The organism is Variovorax sp. 160MFSha2.1, assembly GCF_048305075.1.
Lineage (GTDB): Bacteria > Pseudomonadota > Gammaproteobacteria > Burkholderiales > Burkholderiaceae_C > Variovorax > Variovorax guangxiensis.
The window spans coordinates 5,319,401-5,335,427 of the sequence record NZ_CP157624.1 but is presented as its reverse complement, the minus strand read 5'-3'; the positions used below and the strand labels follow the sequence as shown (position 1 = coordinate 5,335,427).

Here is a 16,027-nt window from a genome sequence, read left to right as displayed (position 1 = left end):
GTCCAGGTCGGGAGTCCCATCCATCGAATAGCTGTACGACTGCGACCACGAGACGCCAGGGCCGTTCTCCCTGATGAACTTTCCGCAGCAGTCGCAGCGGGTCTGATATGCGCCCCAGCTCATTTCGTCCCCCTGATAGCGGCAGCCGGTGCTTCAGGCAGCGGCATGTAGTGGCTGGGCACGATGTCAGGGAAGACATCAACGTGGGCCGACTCGCGGCCAAAGCTCCAGATCTCGCCGTCGTCTCGAACGAAAACCGAGGCCGTGGCTACTTCGCCTCGGCGAAAGGCCAGGAACTTGCTGCCATCCTTCGGCGCCGTCTCGATAGGCAGCCACGCCTTCGCCGCCCGCTCAGTAGCGGCGTCCCAGACGGCTTGCATTGCGGTGCGGAGTTGGTCGGCGGTGAAGAGCGGAGCGTGCGCGGGAATGTGGCCGGCCACCATCATTTCCAGAAATCCGCTAGGGTCAACAGAGCATGTAGGCTCCGGCATCATCTCCTCGAAGGCTCGCTGTGCATCTGGGTGGGTGGTCATCAGTAGAGTCCCTCGCTGTAGAGTTTTGGGCCGTCCAGACCTTTGCCGCAAGCCAATGGCCGAGTGATCTGGGACTGTTGTGCTGCCACTCGATAGGCTTCCTCGCGGCTCATGAAGGTGCCGAACTGATCGACGAAGCCCTGATCGCTGTCCAGTCGATACTTGAACTTTTCGCCATCGCGGCGTGCTGCAATTTGGCGATGCATGTCTGCGCTGTAGTGCCTGATGCCAAGCAGTAGGTCGCCGTCGGCAGCACGGATGGCGGCGCACACTACCCGGCGCGGCGGTATCTCCACCTTCACGAGATACATCGGTTGATTGATGTCACCCATTGCTCTCTCTCCTCTGTGCATCGATGGCTGCGGCAGCGCGGGTGATCGCAAGCCTGGTCGCCGCGAACTTGTCGTCGCCATGTTCTTCAATAGATCGAAACTGATCGCCTTGTCGGCACACCGTGCGCTTGTATTCGCTGATCGTGATGTGGATGTCCAACTTCACAGCCAGCCAGAATGCGTCCCCGTTGTTGATGAGCGGATTCCATGGGATGTCGATGCAGTTGTTCTCAGCATCCCAGAGCCCAGCAGCCCTCGCAGCCGCCTCCAGCAGTTCACGCTTTTCCATGGTGGTCCTTTCCATCTGCAGCTAGGGCGGCGTCGGCTGCGCGGTGGCATTTCGGGCAAAGCCATTCGACATCCAGCGGATGTTCGTAACCAGCGTGATGGTGAGCCTGGATCGCTGCCCGACCATCACTGCGCAAAGCGGGCTGCAGACAATGTTGGCAGGCATGAGGGCGGATGAGCGCCCCTGAAGCTATAGCAGCACGAACAGCACGTCTTGCAGTGTCCTTAGATGTGTCGCGATGGGTGCTTGCCCAGCGGCGCTTTCTGGCCCGAGCTGCATCAGTGCTGTTCATGTTCGGGCGCGTAGGGTTGTGCCGAGTGCGCCCCTTGTCAATCTGCTGCTTACAAGGAATGCAGCGGCCATTGTTTTTGTAGAACTGGTCAACTGGTTTGGCGATATGGCAACAGGTGCAAATTTTCACGCGCTGTTCTCCTTATCACCAATGGCTTTGTCGATGGCGGCGTCCAGAGCATCGCCCGAGAAGTACCGGGTGAATGGGTTGCCCCAGTCGTTGAAATCGCTCTCGCTCACTGCAAGCCCTGTGTCTTCGCGGTCTGGATCTGCTTCATCGCGCAGCCAGCGATACCGCGCATCGTTCAGACGCAGCCTCTCCACCTCTGCCCGCAGATCGGCGAGCTGGGATTCGGCGTCGGAGAGGCGCACGACTGCGAACGATTCCACATCGCCTGGTCGGCAAGAGCCATAACCGCTCCACTCGCTGCCGTCCGCGCGCATGTGAGCCACTACAGGCATCTCCCGGATAGCCTTCTCTGCTGCCTGCGCTGGGGTGGGGGTGTCAGACATTGGATTCCTCTCCTGCACCCATGAAAGGCACATTCGGAAACGCCTGGCGGAGTGCCTTGCGCCACCAAAATCGGCCGCGTTCTCCTGGAGGTTGCTCGCCGAACCCGAAGCCGCCCAGTTCGCCAGTGCCGACGAGAAACTGCAGAATTTCGATCTGGGCTGCCGTTAGCGGTGCGCATGCCTCTTTTGGCGCCGCTGCAAGCATGTCGGTGAAAACGAGCGCGATCACGTCATCCCATGGGGCCATATAGCGCTTCTCATCGAACATGCGCTTCATGCCGGCCGAGATCATCTCCTTCGTCGGCCATTCGTTCGGATTGGTCTTGTCGATCACTTGGCCTCCCCCGTCTTCGGCTGAGCGCTCGCGAGAGCGGCGAGGTCCTCGTCCTTCTTCGCCATCGCATACACCTTGTCGAGCGTGCTGGCGCTGAAGTTCACCGGGCCGACCGGCGGGAAGATGAGCCAGCGGCCGGGCGCCCACAGCCGTGCATAGCGACGCAGCGCGACGCCAGCATTCATGCGGTCCTGCTGCTCTGGCGTCATCTTGTGGTGATCCATGCCAGCCCAGCGCCACAGCTCCTCGTGGTCGATGCGGTCGGCCAGCTCCATCAGCTTCTGCTGCTTCTCGCTCGGAGACTCCCCCTGCTGCACTGCTGCCGAGGGAGCTGCTGCGATGACGAAGCGATTCGCCCAGAAAGCGCCATCGCGCCATAGTTGCCAGGGCGTCTGGTTCTTTGCCCCGTACACATTCCAGTCGTACTCCCGGAACCCCTCGCGCATCTGCTCTTCGTTCGGGAGCAACGCTGCCGCCTCTTGTGCCGATGCCGGGGCGGCGAGAGCCGATTCGATCTTCGAAATGGCGCGCAATGCATCACTGCGTGCGAACGATGCCGGGTAGCCGCGAAGGACCGAGCGGACCAGAGCCAGTTCATCAGATGCTCCCCCTTGGGAGCGGGTGTTGGTGGGGGTGGTGGTCATGGTTGGTCCTTGGAGATTTGCTCGACCTCTTTCAGGCACTTATCACATGGCGTGCAGCCAGGGCTTTCGAACACGGTGTAGACGAGCCAGCCCGTGCGGTCGATCATCTTCCGTGTGCCTTTGCTGCTACCGGGCTCCGCGCCGCAGAGCGCTTTGGCTTCGCCATTTCGCTTCAGGTGGCTGCGGTAAGGGTTGCCTTTGATCCGCGCGCCAAAGAGGCCTAGCGACTTGAGATGGGCCACGTCACCATCACTGAGCGACGGCTCCCAGGTGTTGCGATAGGTGTACATCTCAGCCATTGCCACCCTCCCCACCCGCCTGTACTGCTTGCGGAGCGACAGCGAGCATTGCATCCCACTCGCCCTTGATCACAGGGGTGCGCGCCTCGGTCTCATCCTTCCCGGCACGGATCTGTTGGAGCGCCTCCTTCAAGCGCTCTCGCTTCACCTGCATGGCGGCTTCGATCATTGCCGGCGTCAGCTCCTTCGGAACCCACTGCCATGCGGATTCGGCGGGGAGCCTGGACGCAGCCTGCTTGAAGATGACGAGGCAGTCACCCCAGCCGCGCGTGTAGTCGCTGACCGCGCCGGACTTCTCGTCGCCGTAGCTCATGGCAGAGTGCGAGGCTTCGGCGCGGCGGACACTCTCTCGAATGATGCTGACCCACTGCCACCCGCTTTCGGCTGGGGCGCTGGAGGGCGAGGAGGCGAGGGCGGCGCGAATCTGGGTGAGCGCCTCGGCGTCGGTGCGCCCTTCGCCCTTCACGGCGCGGTCGCCCTTGGTGAGCAACCAGAAGGTGTGGGCCTCGCCGTTCATTCGGTAGTCGTTGTGCACGGCGATGGACCAGCCTGCGGCGCGCAGATCGTCAGGCATGCCATCCATCACCGGCTGCGCTACCTCTGCGGCTGGGGCGCTCGCTGCTGGTGCTTCGGGGCGGGATGCGAGAGCAGAAAGCATGGAAACGGTGCTGCGGAGCGCATTGATTTCGGCGACTGCCCGCAGGCACGCTTCTCTATCCAGATGGTCCCAATGGTGACCATTGCGGTAGTTATGAGCCATCGCCCGGAGGATGCCAACAACGTCATATTGCCCCTCCTGCTCGCCCGCATCGATAGCGGCCCCAGGTGCGGCGAGGGCGGTCCTGTAACCTGCCGAAAAGATTTCCAGCTCGGATCGATCTTTGCCGTCGTAGGGGCACCAGTCGTAGAACGCGTCCTTGATGTCTTGGTCCGCCACCGCCCCGGCCGGCACTTTGCTGGGGGTGGTGAGGGAGGCGATGGGAACGGATGGGGCGGCGAGGGCTTCGATCTGTGCCTGATAGTGGTCATGGGCGCGTGCAAGCTCGGCGCGGATGTAGTCCTGCCACCATTCGACATTGCCGCCACCAAAGTTGCTGAGCAACCCAGCGTCATAGCATTCGAGCGCCACCGCTCCAGGATCTGCGGGGGGAAGGGAGGCGAGCTTTGCGCGCAACCCCTCGATGCACTTGCGCACTGGCTCGGCGCCATTCCAGTTTCCGGGCTCGCCAGTGCCGTTCGACACGATACGGTAGATCTCGGCAATGGTGGAGTTCGCTGTTCGGGCTTCCTGCGCGTGCAGGCGAGCTTCGGTCTTCAGCCGCTCAATCAATGCCTCGCGCACTGCTGCGCTCTTGTCGGTAGAGGTCATGCTTGGACTCCGTGAACCCAGTCGCGCACGGCCTCGGCAACGATGTGCTGCGCGCGCTGCTTGGCGTTGTAGTAGCGGCCCCAGCGCGACTCCACATACTCTTCGCGCTTGACGCTCGCTTGCGTGACCTTGCCGTTGCAGATCACGATGACCGAATCCGTGTCGGCCTCTTCGCTGATGCAGATGGTGATGCTCACCGGCTTGATGCCAGACTTCGGCGCCTGGCTCGTATCACCCAGCATGCAGTCTTCTCCTGCGGGGATTTGGGGATTGGGGGTCATTGGTGGGCTCCTCGCTCGCGTGACTGGCATCAGCCTTCGAGGGGCTGCTGGTCGACTTCGGGAGGCATCAGCGTGATCTGAACCTCCAGGCTCTTGAGCGTGGCCAGCTTGCCGAAAACCTTCTCGGACACGCTCTGCGACTCGACCTTGAACGTCAGCAGCACCGAGCCGCCTTCCTTCGGGTGCACCACGAAGTCGGAGCACACGCAGTCTTCGAGTTCGAGGTTCGACTTGCCGCCCATGCCGTGGTCGATGACCAGGCTGTAGCCGGTGAGCTCGACCTTCTTGAGCTCCAGCTTCTCGAGCAACTGGCCCAGCGTGGAGAGGTTCGGCAGTTCGTTCACGTCGACGTCGAGCCGGCCCTGCTCGGCATCCGAGCTGGCCTCCGTCTTCGTGTACAGGAACGAACGCAGCGAGCCGTTGAACTCGGTGAGCAGTTCGTTCGACACGAGGCCACTGAACGACAGTTGCGCGCCGGGCAGGTCGCTGGGCTCGCGGTTCTTCGACGACAGCACGGCGACTTCGGTGAGCTTCAGCTTGGTGAACGATTCGAGAGAGAACATTGGTCAGGCTCCAGTGGTTGAGGGAAGAAAAAGGGCGCCGCCGAAGCGGGCCGGCCGGGAAGCAGAGCGGAGGGGAGGAGATGGAAGCCGGCCGGGCTCGCCCGAAAAGAGTTAGACGTGGTACTTGCCGTCGATCAGCGCCGCGAGGTCTTTCTGCTGGTCAGCAGGCAGATGGCGCGCCGTGTCGAGCACCAGGTCAGCGGTATCGCGGCCGGTGGACTTATTGATCTGGTCGGCGAGTTGCGCGTAGGTCGGGCCGGCGTCTTCGGTACTCCCGCCCTTGATCTCGCCGGTGTCCTCGTCGATGCCTTCCTGCACCGTCACCACGTCAGCTTCGATCACCGCGCCGCGGCCTTCATCGGCTGCATGCGAGACGGTCATGGCGTTGTTGAGCTCGATGCTGGAGGGCATGTACTTCAGCACCTGCAGCAGCGCCACCTTGCGCGCGTACATCTCGAAGTTCGACTCGCTGGCCTTCGCGTAGTGGCGATCGCCCACCTTGTTGAACTGCTTAAGGTGCTTCTCGACCTTGGCGCGGGTCCACACCTCGATGACGGGCATCTGCGCGTCCTTGACGCGGCCGATGGCGTAGACGTGCGTGAACTTGCCTTCGTTGTCGCCTGGCTTGTGGCGGCAGAACGGCGCATCGCCGAGCTGGTAGTCGAAGTCGTCGCCTTCGAACACCACGCCGGTCCAGACGGTAGCGCGGCCACTGCGCGCCACGAGGTCGACGAGGCCCTTCCAGCCGGGCACGAAGGTGCAGGTGTTCTTGTAGGGGATGAGATAGCCCTGGCCACCGATGCCGGGCTCCAGGCCGAGCTGCGCGGCCGTCATGATGCAGCCGGCGATGCTTTGCGGCGTGCACTGCTGCAGCGCCGGCGTGGTGCTGAAGGCCGTGAGCGCGAGCCGGGCCATGCGGTCGGCGTTCATGTGCTTCGGCAACGCGAGCGCGAGCTGCGGCTTGAGCTTGTCGAGGAAGCCCGAGAACGCGGCAACGGGGTTCTGCGGCTTCTTGCCGTTGGCGATGTCGGTCATGCTGGTGGAGGCCATGTGGCTATTCCTTTTCTTGGTTGAGAGCCCATGCGGGCAGGGAAACGATCTCGATGGCGTCGCTGTAGCCGGGCCACGCGCCGGTCGCGCGGCAACGCGCATAGGTGTTCAGGTTCTGGCGGTATGCGCTGCGCCCCGCCTCGCGGCTCGCGTCGTCGAGCAGCACAGCGCTCGCGGCATAGGGCCACTCGGTTTCGACAGCGACGAAGACGAACGCCAGGACATCACGCCCGGACGCGAGGCTGTAGCCATCGCTGTAGAAGGCGTCCTGCACGTGGTAGCGCTTGCGCGCGATCTGGCGGCGGAACTCGCCTGGGCTCGCATCGCTGCAGGTCTTCAGGTCGAGCAGGATTGCCGCCGTCTCGTTCGGCTCGTGCGCCCAGTCAGGGCGGCAGCGGCACAGTTCGCCGGTCGCCGGATCGATCCAGTAGGCCGACGTTTCGGCATGGCCGCGCTGCAGTGCTTCACGCACCTCCGGCAGCGCGCGCACGCTGTCTGCTTGGCGCATCGCGGCTTCGTATTGGTCGGGCTGGATCGCCGTGAGCGCTGTGGACTCGACGAACTCCTTCCAGACCTTCGTGTTGCGGTTGACGGCCGGCCCCACGGCGTAGCGGAGCGAGAACATGTCGGGCTCCAGCACCGCGCAGTGCGTCAGCGCGCCTTCGAGTTGCCCAGCCTTCACAACAGGTGCCGGCCGGCGGGGATCGAGATGCCGCGCGAAGTAGATAGCGGGCGAACGGTCAATGTCATCAAGGCCGCTCTTCGAAATTCCGGGCCCACCGTGGTATGCCTCGATGTCCAGGCCGAATTGCAGGCCCGGAAACACGGCGCTCTTCTCGCACGGCAGCAGGTCGGTCTCGACGGCGCCCATCACGAAGCCCTCCGCAGCGGGATCGGCCGCAGGGTGTTGAGCACCTCGTCGACATAGCTGTCGCCGGTGCTGGTGGAGCCCTGGTCGAACGCAGCGCGGGCCATCTTGAGCCAGCGGATGGCTTGGTCGATCTCGTCGAGCTCGACGAACTCGCCTTCGGGCTGCGGGACGAATGCGCGGTGCTCGGTGGTGCTGATTGCGTTGTGCATGGTGTTCAGCCTTTCAAAGAGGCGCGCACGATCACAACGACCAGCGCGATGAGGAAGAGGAGGGCGACGACGCCCAGGCATGCGATGCCGGCGGCGCGGCCGTTGGGCTGCTCGACCGGTTCAGGCGCGGGCAGGTGGTCGCAGATCTCGGGGTAGGGCCGCTGCTTGCGCGCGCGGTACTCCGACAGGCTCACGGGCGGGTGGAAGTTGCTCTGCTGGTTCACGAGGTCACCCCCACGACGATCAGAGCCACCACGAACAGGATGTAGATCACCCAGTCCACCGCTGTGAAGTCGCGCACGGGGTCTTCCATCGGCACGATCTCGCACTGGCTGGAGCGGTTGTACGGGCCGAAAGCCTCATCGGTGGTGCGGGGGTAGCGGCGCGTGTTCACAGCACCCCCGCATCAAGCAGCGTCGCAACCGCCGCCAGTCCAAACCCAGCAGCACCGAACAAGAAGCCTGCGAGCCAGGCGATGTATTGGCGGCGGGTCATGACATGCTCCCGGTGGCTTTGGCGACGGCGGCGCGCAGATCGCGCAACATTCCCTTGATGTCGTCATGAAGGTTGTCGTCGTCAAAGCCCGCAACGAATGGCTCGACTCGTTGGGCTGCTGCCAGCAACTCAGGCGCGGCCGCGATCAGGCGAACGTTGGGTTCCTCAAGTTCATACTTTCCCAGCGTCGAACAGCAGCGCGCTATTACCCATCCGTCTTCTGTGCGAACCAACAGATCAGCGTGGGCCACCCAAGGCCCCGGCGTGTGCTGCGCGGCGCGTCGGTGGTCCGAGCAATGGCTGACACCAGAGTCTCCAGGGCCAAGTTCGCTGCCGCACTGCGAGCAGTACGTCATCGCGAATCGTGGCTTGCTCTGCGCGGCGCTCACGATGCAGCTCCTTCAGCCGCGGCAATCGCCGCCTTGGCGTTCTTGCTCGTGAGCGACACGCGGCGGAAGCCCATGCGGGTACGCGGCGCGTCCTTCGTCACCTCGGTCACGCCAGCAGGCCCAGCCCACACGGTGAACTGCTGCCCGCCCACCGTCACGATGGTCTTGCGCGGGGCGGTCACGATGCAGCCCTCCGAACGATCCGCGGCTGCGGAATCGACAGCCCGCATGCCATCTGCGCAGGAGCTACCTCGCGCCAGATCGAGGCATCCGGGTCCAGTTCCATCTGCGTCGCGATCAGCCACGTGAATTCGTCACGGCCCGCGCGCCATTCGCTCTGGCTGTCGCTGTGCTCGTAGAACCAGGGCGCGCGCACCAGACGCCGGCGGTACTCGCTCACGCGCTCCTCGCGCTCGAAGTCGTTCAGCAGGTTCTGCTCTGCCGCCAGCGCGTACACGCGGGCGTAGGCGGGGGCTGTGGGGTTGAGGACGGCGGCCATGTCAGTACCCCAGCCAGTTCAGAACCTCGGCGCCGCGGTACGTCGCGCGGTCGCCCACATCAGCTAGGAACTCAGCGGTGTCGCAGCCGTGGCGCTTCACCTCGTCCAAGGCGCGGGCGCGGCTCACCGTCGCTTCGCATGCTTCTTCGTAGTTCATCTGCCATCTCCGTGTTGGGATGAACGAATTACATCAAACGGTGTTTGTCGTGTCAACACCATTCGATGTAAATATTTGGGCAGGGCGAAAAAAGGCCCGCTCGGGGCGGGCTGGTGCGGGGGCCTGAGAATTGTGCGCTTCTAAAGTTCGATGCCTGTCCAGACGGCGCGGCCGATGACCTCGAAGTCCTCGTCGTCCCGGTAGATGCGCTGTTTCGGCTTGAAGTTCGGGTTGTCGGCTGTAGCCAGCACGCCGACGCCCTCGATTCGCTCCAGCCGCTTGATCATCAGCTCGCCATCCACGCGAAAGGCGAAGAACCCGCCATCCAGGCGTGACGTGTCGCCGCGGTTGAGCAAGACCACAGCGCCCTCCCGGATGGTCGGATCGTTGCTGATGCCGTCGGCGTCGACCACCACCGCGTTGCCGAGCGAGACACCGAGCTTGCGCAGGAAGTCCGACCGGAAGGACAGAGGAGGCTTGTCGTCCTCGTGGTAGACGACCTTGCCGGTGCCGTTCGAAAACGAGACATCCGCTCGGTAGACCTCCACGAACTGGGAGTTCTGGGTCAGGCCGTCGAGTTCGCCGGGGGAAAGATCGCCCACAGCGGCTTCGATGTCGCGGGCGATGGCGGCCCCGAACGAGCCCTTGCCGTTGAGCAGGTCGCTCACCTTGTTTGTCGGCTTCTTGATGGCGCTGCCGATGGCCGTGGTCGCCCACGTGCCGTTCTCGTTCTGCCAGCCTTTTCGGCGGCAGTACTCCCGGAAGGCCTCGCGCCGCTGGGCGGAAAGCGGATCAGGTTTGGCTGGCATGGCCGAATTTCACCGCTTGATTTACACCGAACGATGTTGACTGATGCAACACCGAATGATGTAATCGCCGCCATGGACCTCAAACCCTACCTTTCGGCGATGACCAAGCCCGAGCGCATCGCGTTCGCCGAGCGTTGCGATACCTCCCTTGGCCACCTGCAGAACGTGATGTACGGGCTCAAGCCCTGCGCCACGGATCTGGCGGTTGCGATCGAACGAGAGTCCGAGCGCACCGTTTGCCGCTGGGACCTGCGCCCGGACTGGCCCCGGCATTGGCCCGAGTTGGTGGGCCATCCCGATGCGCCTCCAGTCCCCGAGCCCGAGGCGAAGGCGGCCTGACCCATGGCCGCCCACCTCCTCACCGCCTGGTTCGTCCTCGTCGTCCTGCTCATGTACGTGAGCGGGGCGTTCCAGGACTGCGGTGACGGGGAGTAGGGCGCTGTTCAGGTGGTGCATGCCGCCTATTTTTTTTGCCCCCATTGATAAGAGCTGAGAAGCACTGAAACAACATGGTCTCCCCCGTTATCACCAGTTCTCAGAACGGCGCGAAGGAGCAGCTGACGCTCGACTTCGTGCCCGGGCTGCTGGAACGCTACCGCTCCCTGCGCGAGTGCGTCGGCTCAGGCATCTACCAGCGTGGCCTCGGCCGCGTCGCCATCGACCTGGACCTCGCACCCGGCAACCTGTCCGTGCAGATCAGCGACGACCCCTCGCGCAAGTTCAGCGTCGACAGCCTTGAGCGCTACATCGAGAAGACGGGCGACAACACGCCCATCATGTACCTGATCGAGAAGTTCCTGGCGCCCGACGCGCGGCCCAAGAACGCGCACGAGGTGCAGGAGATCCGCAACCAGCTGGCGCAGGCGATGCGCAAGCTTGAGGCGCTGGGTGGTGCAGTATGAGGTCCGAGACGATCGGCAACGCGACGCTGTACCACGGCGAGGCGCTTGAAGTACTGCAGTCTCTCGAGCCGGGCACCGCGGACGCGGTCATCACCGATCCGCCGTACTCGAGCGGTGGTGCATTCCGAGGCGATCGCGCCGTGGACACCAAGACCAAGTACCTGAGCACTGGATCCGGCAACCGCGAGAAGACCTCGGACTTCGGCGGCGACAACCGCGACCAGCGTTCGTTTCACTTCTGGTCAACGCTGTGGTCTGCCGCCGCGCTGCGGGCTTCGAAACCAGGCGCGCCCGCCATGTTCTTCACGGACTGGCGCCAACTCCCCATCTCCACCGACTACTTGCAGGCGGGCGGCTGGGTGTGGCGCGGCATCGTGCCGTGGGTGAAGAAGTCGCCGCGGCCCCAGATGGGGCGCTTCACGTCAGCCGCCGAGTACGTCGTCTGGGGTTCAGCGGGGCCGATGCCTGTCGATCGCGGCGTCGGCTGCCTGCCGGGCTTCTACGAGTTCCATGTACCGGGCGAACGCGAACACGTAACTCAGAAGCCGGTACCGCTCATGGCCGCGATGGTCGAGATCTGCGAGCCCGGCGGGCTGGTGCTGGATCCCTTCATGGGCTCGGGAACCACCGGCGTGGCAGCGCTGCAGCTCGGCCGCCGCTTCATCGGCTGCGAGCAGAGCCTGCAGTACTTCGACGTCGCGTGCCGGCGAATCGAGGAAGCCATCACCGCCGGCCGCATGTTCGATGAGGCCCAGCCGCCGCTGCAGGGCTTGCTGGTGCCGGAAGGAGTCGCATGACCGATCCCCTCGTCCCTGCCGAGTGCGACCTGCGCGACTTTCCCTATCTCCCGGTCGACGTCCAGCGCCTGCTGACCTCCGAGACCTGGGTGCTGGGAAAGGGCGACGAGCGCGCCGCTGCCATGGCGCTTTGGCTGCAGAGCTGGCACCAGGTGCCCGCGGCCAGTCTCCCCGAAAACGATCGCATGCTGGGCCATCTCGCCCAGGTAGCGAACTGGAAGCGCGTGAAGCCTCAGGCGCTGCGCGGCTGGGTCCTGTGCACCGATGGTCGCCTCTACCACCCCGTGGTCGCCGAGAAGGCGCTGGAGGCCTGGGTCGAGAAGCTGGTGAACAGCTTTTCCGGCTCGATCGGCAACGCCTCGCGCTGGGGCATCGAGGTCGACACGGCCAGCACGCTGGGCCAGATCCTCTTCGCCCTGGACTGCCTGCGAAAGCTCGCGCCGCAATCCAAGGTGTTCAAGAAAAAGGCCGTGGCGAAGATCGTGGCGGGATCGCCCCCCGAATCGCCCCCCGATAACGCGGGGGGATCGCCCCCCGATGCCGAAAAGCATCGCCCCCCGATCGCAAGAGAAGAGAAGAGAAGAGAAGGGATTAATAGAGAGACCGACGCGGGCGGGCGCGACCCCGACCCTCCGGCTGCAACCCCAGGCACCACGGCCGGCGAGGCCTGCAAGGCCATGCGGCAGGCCGGGCTGCAGGACGCCAACCCCGGGCACCCGGAGCTCATCGCGCTGCTGGCCGCCGGCATGACGGTCGACGAGCTGGCCTGTGCCGCCTCCGACACAGCGCGGGCCGGAAAGGGCTTCGTGTACGCCTTGCGCACAGCGGCGAGCCGACGTCGAGACGCCGCCAACGTGGGCACGCTGCCCGCCGCAGCGCCCATGCGAGCCCAGCCCACCGGCGAGACCGCCTACCAGCGCACCCAGCGCGAGCGCATGCAGCGCGACTTCCCGAGCATCGCCGCGAAGGCGCCGACCGCTTCCAACCGCACCCCCACCACCGTCGAAACGGAGGCCACCGATGTCACTGCCCGCCGACTGGGTTGAGTACGTTTTCGCCAAGCTGCAGCTGCGCTATGGCCGCGATTTTTCGATGCGCTGGGAGGGCTTGGACCTGTCCGTCGTGAAGGCCGATTGGGCCCACGAGCTCGACGGGTTCGACGCGCACCCCGCGCTCATCGAGCACGCGCTGAAGCACCTGCCGGAGCGCCCGCCGACGGTCATCGAGTTCCGCCGCATCGCTCGCAGCGGCCCGGACATCCAGCCTGACCAGCTGCGCCTCGAAGCCCCGCTGCCGGCATCCCGCGCCACCCGCGATCGCCTGATCGCCGCCATCCGGCCCGCCCTGAAGCCGCAGCAGCGCGACCCGCGGCAGTGGGCCCGCGACCTCATCGAACGCCACGAGAGCGGGCGTTACTGCTCCACCCCCACAGCCCTGGCCATGGCGCGCGATGCGCTTCGTGAGCCGGCTTTCCTTGCCGAGGAGATCACGCCATGAACCCCGTTCATATTCGTCGACCCGAGCCCGAAGAAACGCCACTGTCGCCCTCCGAGCGGTTAGTCGCAATTCGCGAGGGCTTCCATCCCTACGAGATCGAGCGCTGGCACCCGCAGATTGCGCGCAACTGGTCGCTGCTCTCGGCTCGTACGCATCGGGCGCAGGCGATTGCGGCGCTGCCTGCCCATCTCGCGCCCGCGCGCGCGTTTGCGGAGGCAGCATGAGCGAACTCGTACAACGCCTGCACCATCGCTGCCGCGAAGACGGCGACTGCCTCATCTGGACCGGCCGCCGCAGCGCTGGCGGTGTCCCTCGTCTCGGCGATGCAAGCCTGCGCCGGCTGGTCTACATCGACGCCAAGGGCCCAATCCAAGACCGATTCATGGTCACCTACACGTGCGGCAACTCGCTGTGCATCAACCCCGAGCACCTGAAGGCAACGACGAAGAGCGCGGTGCTGAAACGGACCTACGAAACCACCGATCTGGCTTTGCGGCGCTCGATCACGTCGACGCGTGAGGCACGCAAGAAGGCGAAGCTGAGCCTTGAAGCGGCGCGCGAGATCCGGGCGAGCAACGAGACGATCAAGGAGCTCGGCGCGCGCTATGGCGTGCATCCGACGCTGATCTCGTTCGTGCGGCGCGGCGAGGCCTGGAAAGAGCCGGTAACGCCGTTCACTGGGCTGGGGGCACGCGCATGATCGAACTCACCCTCCCCATGCCCCCGAGCGCAAACGTCTACTGGCGCACAACCGTCCGCGGCAGCTTCGCCAGCACCTACGTGTCGAAGGAAGCCAAGGACTACAAGGAGAAGGTCGGCTGGATCTGCAAGGCCGCTGGCATCCGTGCGCCGCTCGCCGGCCGCGTGCGCATCAATGTCGCGCTGTACCCGGCCCGCCCGCTCGACTGGGCCAAGCGCGTGAAGAAGCTGGGCGCGACCTGGGACGACAGCGTGCGCTGCATCGACCTGGACAACGCGAACAAGGTGCTGCTCGATAGCCTGAAAGGCATCGCCATCGTGGATGACGGCTGGCCCGTGCGCAGCCTGCACTGCGACCGCATGGAGCCCGACGAGCACGGCGCGCGCGTGGTGCTGACCATCGAGCAGATCGCGCAGCCGGTGGTGCAGGGCGAGCTGTTGGGGGCCTGAAATTGCCAAATTTCGAAATTTCGCAACTTTGCGGCTCGTGCCAGTCCTGGAACCTCGAAGGCCCGCTCGCCCAGCACGGCTACGGCCAGTGCCAAGCGCGGCCGGAGCAGCTGCGCGCCGCCATCACCACCAGCGCCCAGAACGTCTGCAGGCTGGGGAAGTTCGTGGCGATCGTGCCGAAGGGGGCGCTGCAGTGAGCGCGGTCGTCTGGCTCCTGGTCATGCTGAACACGAACGGCGGCTCGCCTGTCGTGGTGCGCGAGTTCACCGTCGAGCGGCAGTGCAAGGCGGCAGCCGACAGCGGCACCAGTGGCGCCTTGCGCATGCACTGTGTCCGCATGGAAGGAGCGCAGCCTTGACATTGCTCTGCCGCCCCAAAGGCCGAGGCAACTGGACCATGATTCCCATGGTTCTGCCCAACACCCATGCCGACTTCTTCGCCTTTCGCCGCGGCATGACCGTGACCATCGGCAGCCGCGTGCTGCGCATCGTGGAGGTGAGGCCGTGAGCATCCAGAAACGCAAACGCGACCTCGACACGTTGGTCGAGCGATGCGGCCTTGAGCTTCTGCAAACCAGCATGACCGGTCAGGGGCACCTGAAGCTCACAGTGCGTGCGCCGAATGGCAAGACACGCGCATTCGCTGTGGCTTCCACGCCCAGCGATTGGCGCGGCGAGAAGAATCAGGAAGCCGAGTTCAAGCGATTCGCCCGCGACAACCAGCAGCTCACAACAGCTGTGGCCGAGGCGATGTCCAACGTTTTGCCCCTCATCAGACCCGAAAAAGTGGAGACCGAAGTGCCAGCACCCAAACAGATCGAAACCGTCGAGAGGCAAATGTCGCACCTCGAGTTCTATCGCCTATGCGAGTGGCTGAAGACCGCGGGCCTCGACAAGCAGCCTTACACCATCGTGGAGGTCATTGTGAAGGCTCAGACGGCGCTGGGCTTCTCAATGTCGGAGGCGCAAGTTCGTGAAGGGCTGGCAATCGTCGGCCTTACCCTGACGGCACCAACAGTGACGCAATTGCAGGCCGTGGAATGCATGCTCGCAGAAATGCACCGGCTCATGAAGGGGCTGGGACATGTGCCGTCAAACGACTTCCTATCCCTCGCGCAAGGCAACACGAAGATCGAGTAAACCATGACCGACCTTGCCCACTACGCCGAGCACCAGCAGGCCATTGACAAGCTGCCCGGCGTGTCCTGGTGGCACGTCATCGTCTCGCTGGAGCAGCGCGGCTACACCCACGCGGCGATGGGCGCGGCAATCGGCTGCGCGCGCACCACCGTCGAAGGCTGGAAGAACCGCGACGCCCAGCCCGGCCACAGCGACGGCGAGCGGCTCATTGCGCTGTGGCGCGTGGTGACGGGCCTGCCGCGCGAAGATCTGCCGCTCAAGGTCGATCAGGTACTTTCGGCTGCAGCTTTTCGGTAGCCGGGATTCCGGCTGGGTGGTGGGGGACATTGCGGCGTCCCTACCAACCCCTTCAGGAGACGCACCATGGGCCGCACTGCCTCCCCCGTCACTCCGGGCACCAATCCCACCCCCGACGCACCCGAGGCTGAAGCCTCCCCCGTCACTCCGGGCACCAATCCCACCCCCGACGCACCCGAGGCTGAAGCCTCCCCGTCACTCCGGGCACCAATCCCACCCCCGACGCACCCGAGGCTGAAGCCTCCCCCGTCACTCCGGGCACCAATCCCACCCCCGACGCACCCGAGGCTGAAGCCTCCCCCGTCACTCCGGGCACCAA

Annotated in this window: 32 protein-coding genes; 12 read left to right on the top strand and 20 right to left on the bottom strand. The window is 64.7% G+C overall.

Features of this window, described 5'->3' with window-relative positions; genetic code table 11:
* Positions 1-119: 119 nt before the first annotated feature.
* From ABL838_RS24320 to ABL838_RS24225, 20 genes are all read right to left on the bottom strand, one after another.
* Positions 120-533, bottom strand: a complete 414-nt coding sequence (locus ABL838_RS24320) for a hypothetical protein (protein ID WP_418122305.1) — start codon at positions 531-533, stop codon at positions 120-122.
* Complete coding sequence (locus tag ABL838_RS24315) at positions 533-865, bottom strand: hypothetical protein (RefSeq protein WP_418122304.1); 333 nt, start codon at positions 863-865, stop codon at positions 533-535. Before ABL838_RS24315 ends, ABL838_RS24320 begins: the two co-directional genes overlap by 1 nt.
* Positions 858-1,154 carry a hypothetical protein gene (locus ABL838_RS24310; protein ID WP_418122303.1) on the bottom strand — a complete coding sequence of 99 codons (297 nt, stop codon included), beginning with the start codon at positions 1,152-1,154 and terminating at the stop codon, positions 858-860. The genes ABL838_RS24315 and ABL838_RS24310 overlap by 8 nt, the downstream gene beginning before the upstream one ends.
* A gap of 417 nt (positions 1,155-1,571) precedes the next feature.
* Positions 1,572-1,958, bottom strand: a complete 387-nt coding sequence (locus ABL838_RS24305; protein WP_418122302.1) for a hypothetical protein — start codon at positions 1,956-1,958, stop codon at positions 1,572-1,574.
* A complete protein-coding gene (locus ABL838_RS24300; RefSeq protein ID WP_418122301.1) occupies positions 1,951-2,292 on the bottom strand; it encodes a hypothetical protein in 342 nt (113 codons plus the stop codon). The genes ABL838_RS24305 and ABL838_RS24300 overlap by 8 nt, the downstream gene beginning before the upstream one ends.
* A complete protein-coding gene (locus tag ABL838_RS24295; RefSeq protein ID WP_418122299.1) occupies positions 2,289-2,936 on the bottom strand; it encodes a hypothetical protein in 648 nt (215 codons plus the stop codon). The genes ABL838_RS24300 and ABL838_RS24295 overlap by 4 nt, the downstream gene beginning before the upstream one ends.
* Positions 2,933-3,235 carry a hypothetical protein gene (locus ABL838_RS24290; protein ID WP_418122297.1) on the bottom strand — a complete coding sequence of 101 codons (303 nt, stop codon included), beginning with the start codon at positions 3,233-3,235 and terminating at the stop codon, positions 2,933-2,935. Before ABL838_RS24290 ends, ABL838_RS24295 begins: the two co-directional genes overlap by 4 nt.
* A complete protein-coding gene (locus tag ABL838_RS24285) occupies positions 3,228-4,604 on the bottom strand; it encodes a hypothetical protein (RefSeq protein ID WP_418122296.1) in 1,377 nt (458 codons plus the stop codon). The genes ABL838_RS24290 and ABL838_RS24285 overlap by 8 nt, the downstream gene beginning before the upstream one ends.
* Entirely contained in the window at positions 4,601-4,885 is a 285-nt protein-coding gene (locus ABL838_RS24280) for a hypothetical protein (RefSeq protein ID WP_418122293.1), read from the bottom strand. Before ABL838_RS24280 ends, ABL838_RS24285 begins: the two co-directional genes overlap by 4 nt.
* A gap of 29 nt (positions 4,886-4,914) precedes the next feature.
* Positions 4,915-5,448 carry a hypothetical protein gene (locus tag ABL838_RS24275; protein ID WP_418122292.1) on the bottom strand — a complete coding sequence of 178 codons (534 nt, stop codon included), beginning with the start codon at positions 5,446-5,448 and terminating at the stop codon, positions 4,915-4,917.
* A gap of 111 nt (positions 5,449-5,559) precedes the next feature.
* Positions 5,560-6,498, bottom strand: a complete 939-nt coding sequence (locus tag ABL838_RS24270) for a recombinase RecT (RefSeq protein WP_418122291.1) — start codon at positions 6,496-6,498, stop codon at positions 5,560-5,562.
* A gap of 4 nt (positions 6,499-6,502) precedes the next feature.
* The gene (locus tag ABL838_RS24265; protein ID WP_418122290.1) at positions 6,503-7,369 is read right to left on the bottom strand and encodes a PD-(D/E)XK nuclease-like domain-containing protein; all 867 of its coding nucleotides are present in this window, start codon (positions 7,367-7,369) and stop codon (positions 6,503-6,505) included.
* Positions 7,369-7,578, bottom strand: coding sequence for a hypothetical protein (locus tag ABL838_RS24260; RefSeq protein WP_418122288.1), 210 nt, complete (start codon positions 7,576-7,578; stop codon positions 7,369-7,371). The genes ABL838_RS24265 and ABL838_RS24260 overlap by 1 nt, the downstream gene beginning before the upstream one ends.
* A gap of 5 nt (positions 7,579-7,583) precedes the next feature.
* Positions 7,584-7,802, bottom strand: a complete 219-nt coding sequence (locus ABL838_RS24255) for a hypothetical protein (protein WP_418122286.1) — start codon at positions 7,800-7,802, stop codon at positions 7,584-7,586.
* The gene (locus ABL838_RS24250) at positions 7,799-7,972 is read right to left on the bottom strand and encodes a hypothetical protein (RefSeq protein ID WP_019652231.1); all 174 of its coding nucleotides are present in this window, start codon (positions 7,970-7,972) and stop codon (positions 7,799-7,801) included. The genes ABL838_RS24255 and ABL838_RS24250 overlap by 4 nt, the downstream gene beginning before the upstream one ends.
* Positions 7,973-8,069: 97 nt before the next feature.
* On the bottom strand, positions 8,070-8,462 hold the full coding sequence (locus ABL838_RS24245) for a hypothetical protein (protein ID WP_418122285.1): 393 nt from the start codon (positions 8,460-8,462) through the stop codon (positions 8,070-8,072).
* Positions 8,459-8,644 carry a hypothetical protein gene (locus ABL838_RS24240; RefSeq protein WP_418122284.1) on the bottom strand — a complete coding sequence of 62 codons (186 nt, stop codon included), beginning with the start codon at positions 8,642-8,644 and terminating at the stop codon, positions 8,459-8,461. Before ABL838_RS24240 ends, ABL838_RS24245 begins: the two co-directional genes overlap by 4 nt.
* The gene (locus ABL838_RS24235; protein WP_418122282.1) at positions 8,641-8,961 is read right to left on the bottom strand and encodes a hypothetical protein; all 321 of its coding nucleotides are present in this window, start codon (positions 8,959-8,961) and stop codon (positions 8,641-8,643) included. The genes ABL838_RS24240 and ABL838_RS24235 overlap by 4 nt, the downstream gene beginning before the upstream one ends.
* 1 nt (position 8,962) lies before the next feature.
* Positions 8,963-9,118: a hypothetical protein gene (locus ABL838_RS24230; protein WP_418122281.1), complete on the bottom strand. Its 156-nt coding sequence runs from the start codon at positions 9,116-9,118 to the stop codon at positions 8,963-8,965.
* Between the two features lie 140 nt (positions 9,119-9,258).
* A complete protein-coding gene (locus ABL838_RS24225; RefSeq protein ID WP_418122279.1) occupies positions 9,259-9,927 on the bottom strand; it encodes a S24 family peptidase in 669 nt (222 codons plus the stop codon).
* Between the two features lie 72 nt (positions 9,928-9,999).
* Between ABL838_RS24225 and ABL838_RS24220 the strand changes: the two genes are divergently transcribed.
* From ABL838_RS24220 to ABL838_RS24165, 12 genes are all read left to right on the top strand, one after another.
* A complete protein-coding gene (locus ABL838_RS24220; protein WP_418122278.1) occupies positions 10,000-10,266 on the top strand; it encodes a hypothetical protein in 267 nt (88 codons plus the stop codon).
* A gap of 170 nt (positions 10,267-10,436) precedes the next feature.
* On the top strand, positions 10,437-10,829 hold the full coding sequence (locus ABL838_RS24215) for a hypothetical protein (RefSeq protein ID WP_418122277.1): 393 nt from the start codon (positions 10,437-10,439) through the stop codon (positions 10,827-10,829).
* The gene (locus ABL838_RS24210) at positions 10,826-11,626 is read left to right on the top strand and encodes a DNA-methyltransferase (RefSeq protein ID WP_418122276.1); all 801 of its coding nucleotides are present in this window, start codon (positions 10,826-10,828) and stop codon (positions 11,624-11,626) included. Before ABL838_RS24215 ends, ABL838_RS24210 begins: the two co-directional genes overlap by 4 nt.
* Positions 11,623-12,672, top strand: coding sequence for a hypothetical protein (locus ABL838_RS24205; RefSeq protein WP_418122274.1), 1,050 nt, complete (start codon positions 11,623-11,625; stop codon positions 12,670-12,672). The genes ABL838_RS24210 and ABL838_RS24205 overlap by 4 nt, the downstream gene beginning before the upstream one ends.
* Entirely contained in the window at positions 12,647-13,123 is a 477-nt protein-coding gene (locus ABL838_RS24200; RefSeq protein ID WP_418122273.1) for a hypothetical protein, read from the top strand. The genes ABL838_RS24205 and ABL838_RS24200 overlap by 26 nt, the downstream gene beginning before the upstream one ends.
* Positions 13,120-13,347 (top strand): hypothetical protein, encoded by a 228-nt coding sequence (locus ABL838_RS24195; RefSeq protein WP_418122272.1) that lies wholly within the window; start codon positions 13,120-13,122, stop codon positions 13,345-13,347. The genes ABL838_RS24200 and ABL838_RS24195 overlap by 4 nt, the downstream gene beginning before the upstream one ends.
* The gene (locus tag ABL838_RS24190) at positions 13,344-13,823 is read left to right on the top strand and encodes a hypothetical protein (protein WP_418122271.1); all 480 of its coding nucleotides are present in this window, start codon (positions 13,344-13,346) and stop codon (positions 13,821-13,823) included. Before ABL838_RS24195 ends, ABL838_RS24190 begins: the two co-directional genes overlap by 4 nt.
* Positions 13,824-13,840: 17 nt before the next feature.
* Positions 13,841-14,272, top strand: coding sequence for a RusA family crossover junction endodeoxyribonuclease (locus tag ABL838_RS24185; protein ID WP_418122268.1), 432 nt, complete (start codon positions 13,841-13,843; stop codon positions 14,270-14,272).
* 2 nt (positions 14,273-14,274) lie between these two features.
* Positions 14,275-14,469, top strand: a complete 195-nt coding sequence (locus tag ABL838_RS24180; protein WP_418122267.1) for a hypothetical protein — start codon at positions 14,275-14,277, stop codon at positions 14,467-14,469.
* Positions 14,470-14,492: 23 nt separating this feature from the next.
* Positions 14,493-14,630, top strand: coding sequence for a hypothetical protein (locus tag ABL838_RS24175; RefSeq protein ID WP_418122265.1), 138 nt, complete (start codon positions 14,493-14,495; stop codon positions 14,628-14,630).
* A gap of 145 nt (positions 14,631-14,775) precedes the next feature.
* A complete protein-coding gene (locus ABL838_RS24170) occupies positions 14,776-15,411 on the top strand; it encodes a hypothetical protein (protein ID WP_418122263.1) in 636 nt (211 codons plus the stop codon).
* A 3-nt stretch (positions 15,412-15,414) separates the two neighbouring features.
* Entirely contained in the window at positions 15,415-15,708 is a 294-nt protein-coding gene (locus tag ABL838_RS24165; RefSeq protein WP_418122262.1) for a hypothetical protein, read from the top strand.
* Positions 15,709-16,027 lie beyond the last annotated feature (319 nt).

What these genes read in the sequence shown, in the direction of transcription:
- ABL838_RS24320 (WP_418122305.1), bottom strand. Translation starts at nt 533, where the DNA reads ATGACCACCCACCCAGATGCACAGCGAGCCTTCGAGGAGATGATGCCG.
- ABL838_RS24315 (WP_418122304.1), bottom strand. Translation starts at nt 865, where the DNA reads ATGGGTGACATCAATCAACCGATGTATCTCGTGAAGGTGGAGATACCG.
- ABL838_RS24310 (WP_418122303.1), bottom strand. Translation starts at nt 1,154, where the DNA reads ATGGAAAAGCGTGAACTGCTGGAGGCGGCTGCGAGGGCTGCTGGGCTC.
- ABL838_RS24305 (WP_418122302.1), bottom strand. Translation starts at nt 1,958, where the DNA reads ATGTCTGACACCCCCACCCCAGCGCAGGCAGCAGAGAAGGCTATCCGG.
- ABL838_RS24295 (WP_418122299.1), bottom strand. Translation starts at nt 2,936, where the DNA reads ATGACCACCACCCCCACCAACACCCGCTCCCAAGGGGGAGCATCTGAT.
- ABL838_RS24290 (WP_418122297.1), bottom strand. Translation starts at nt 3,235, where the DNA reads ATGGCTGAGATGTACACCTATCGCAACACCTGGGAGCCGTCGCTCAGT.
- ABL838_RS24285 (WP_418122296.1), bottom strand. Translation starts at nt 4,604, where the DNA reads ATGACCTCTACCGACAAGAGCGCAGCAGTGCGCGAGGCATTGATTGAG.
- ABL838_RS24280 (WP_418122293.1), bottom strand. Translation starts at nt 4,885, where the DNA reads ATGACCCCCAATCCCCAAATCCCCGCAGGAGAAGACTGCATGCTGGGT.
- ABL838_RS24275 (WP_418122292.1), bottom strand. Translation starts at nt 5,448, where the DNA reads ATGTTCTCTCTCGAATCGTTCACCAAGCTGAAGCTCACCGAAGTCGCC.
- ABL838_RS24270 (WP_418122291.1), bottom strand. Translation starts at nt 6,498, where the DNA reads ATGGCCTCCACCAGCATGACCGACATCGCCAACGGCAAGAAGCCGCAG.
- ABL838_RS24265 (WP_418122290.1), bottom strand. Translation starts at nt 7,369, where the DNA reads ATGGGCGCCGTCGAGACCGACCTGCTGCCGTGCGAGAAGAGCGCCGTG.
- ABL838_RS24260 (WP_418122288.1), bottom strand. Translation starts at nt 7,578, where the DNA reads ATGCACAACGCAATCAGCACCACCGAGCACCGCGCATTCGTCCCGCAG.
- ABL838_RS24235 (WP_418122282.1), bottom strand. Translation starts at nt 8,961, where the DNA reads ATGGCCGCCGTCCTCAACCCCACAGCCCCCGCCTACGCCCGCGTGTAC.
- ABL838_RS24230 (WP_418122281.1), bottom strand. Translation starts at nt 9,118, where the DNA reads ATGAACTACGAAGAAGCATGCGAAGCGACGGTGAGCCGCGCCCGCGCC.
- ABL838_RS24225 (WP_418122279.1), bottom strand. Translation starts at nt 9,927, where the DNA reads ATGCCAGCCAAACCTGATCCGCTTTCCGCCCAGCGGCGCGAGGCCTTC.
- ABL838_RS24220 (WP_418122278.1), top strand. Translation starts at nt 10,000, where the DNA reads ATGGACCTCAAACCCTACCTTTCGGCGATGACCAAGCCCGAGCGCATC.
- ABL838_RS24215 (WP_418122277.1), top strand. Translation starts at nt 10,437, where the DNA reads ATGGTCTCCCCCGTTATCACCAGTTCTCAGAACGGCGCGAAGGAGCAG.
- ABL838_RS24210 (WP_418122276.1), top strand. Translation starts at nt 10,826, where the DNA reads ATGAGGTCCGAGACGATCGGCAACGCGACGCTGTACCACGGCGAGGCG.
- ABL838_RS24205 (WP_418122274.1), top strand. Translation starts at nt 11,623, where the DNA reads ATGACCGATCCCCTCGTCCCTGCCGAGTGCGACCTGCGCGACTTTCCC.
- ABL838_RS24200 (WP_418122273.1), top strand. Translation starts at nt 12,647, where the DNA reads ATGTCACTGCCCGCCGACTGGGTTGAGTACGTTTTCGCCAAGCTGCAG.
- ABL838_RS24195 (WP_418122272.1), top strand. Translation starts at nt 13,120, where the DNA reads ATGAACCCCGTTCATATTCGTCGACCCGAGCCCGAAGAAACGCCACTG.
- ABL838_RS24190 (WP_418122271.1), top strand. Translation starts at nt 13,344, where the DNA reads ATGAGCGAACTCGTACAACGCCTGCACCATCGCTGCCGCGAAGACGGC.
- ABL838_RS24185 (WP_418122268.1), top strand. Translation starts at nt 13,841, where the DNA reads ATGCCCCCGAGCGCAAACGTCTACTGGCGCACAACCGTCCGCGGCAGC.
- ABL838_RS24175 (WP_418122265.1), top strand. Translation starts at nt 14,493, where the DNA reads ATGCTGAACACGAACGGCGGCTCGCCTGTCGTGGTGCGCGAGTTCACC.
- ABL838_RS24165 (WP_418122262.1), top strand. Translation starts at nt 15,415, where the DNA reads ATGACCGACCTTGCCCACTACGCCGAGCACCAGCAGGCCATTGACAAG.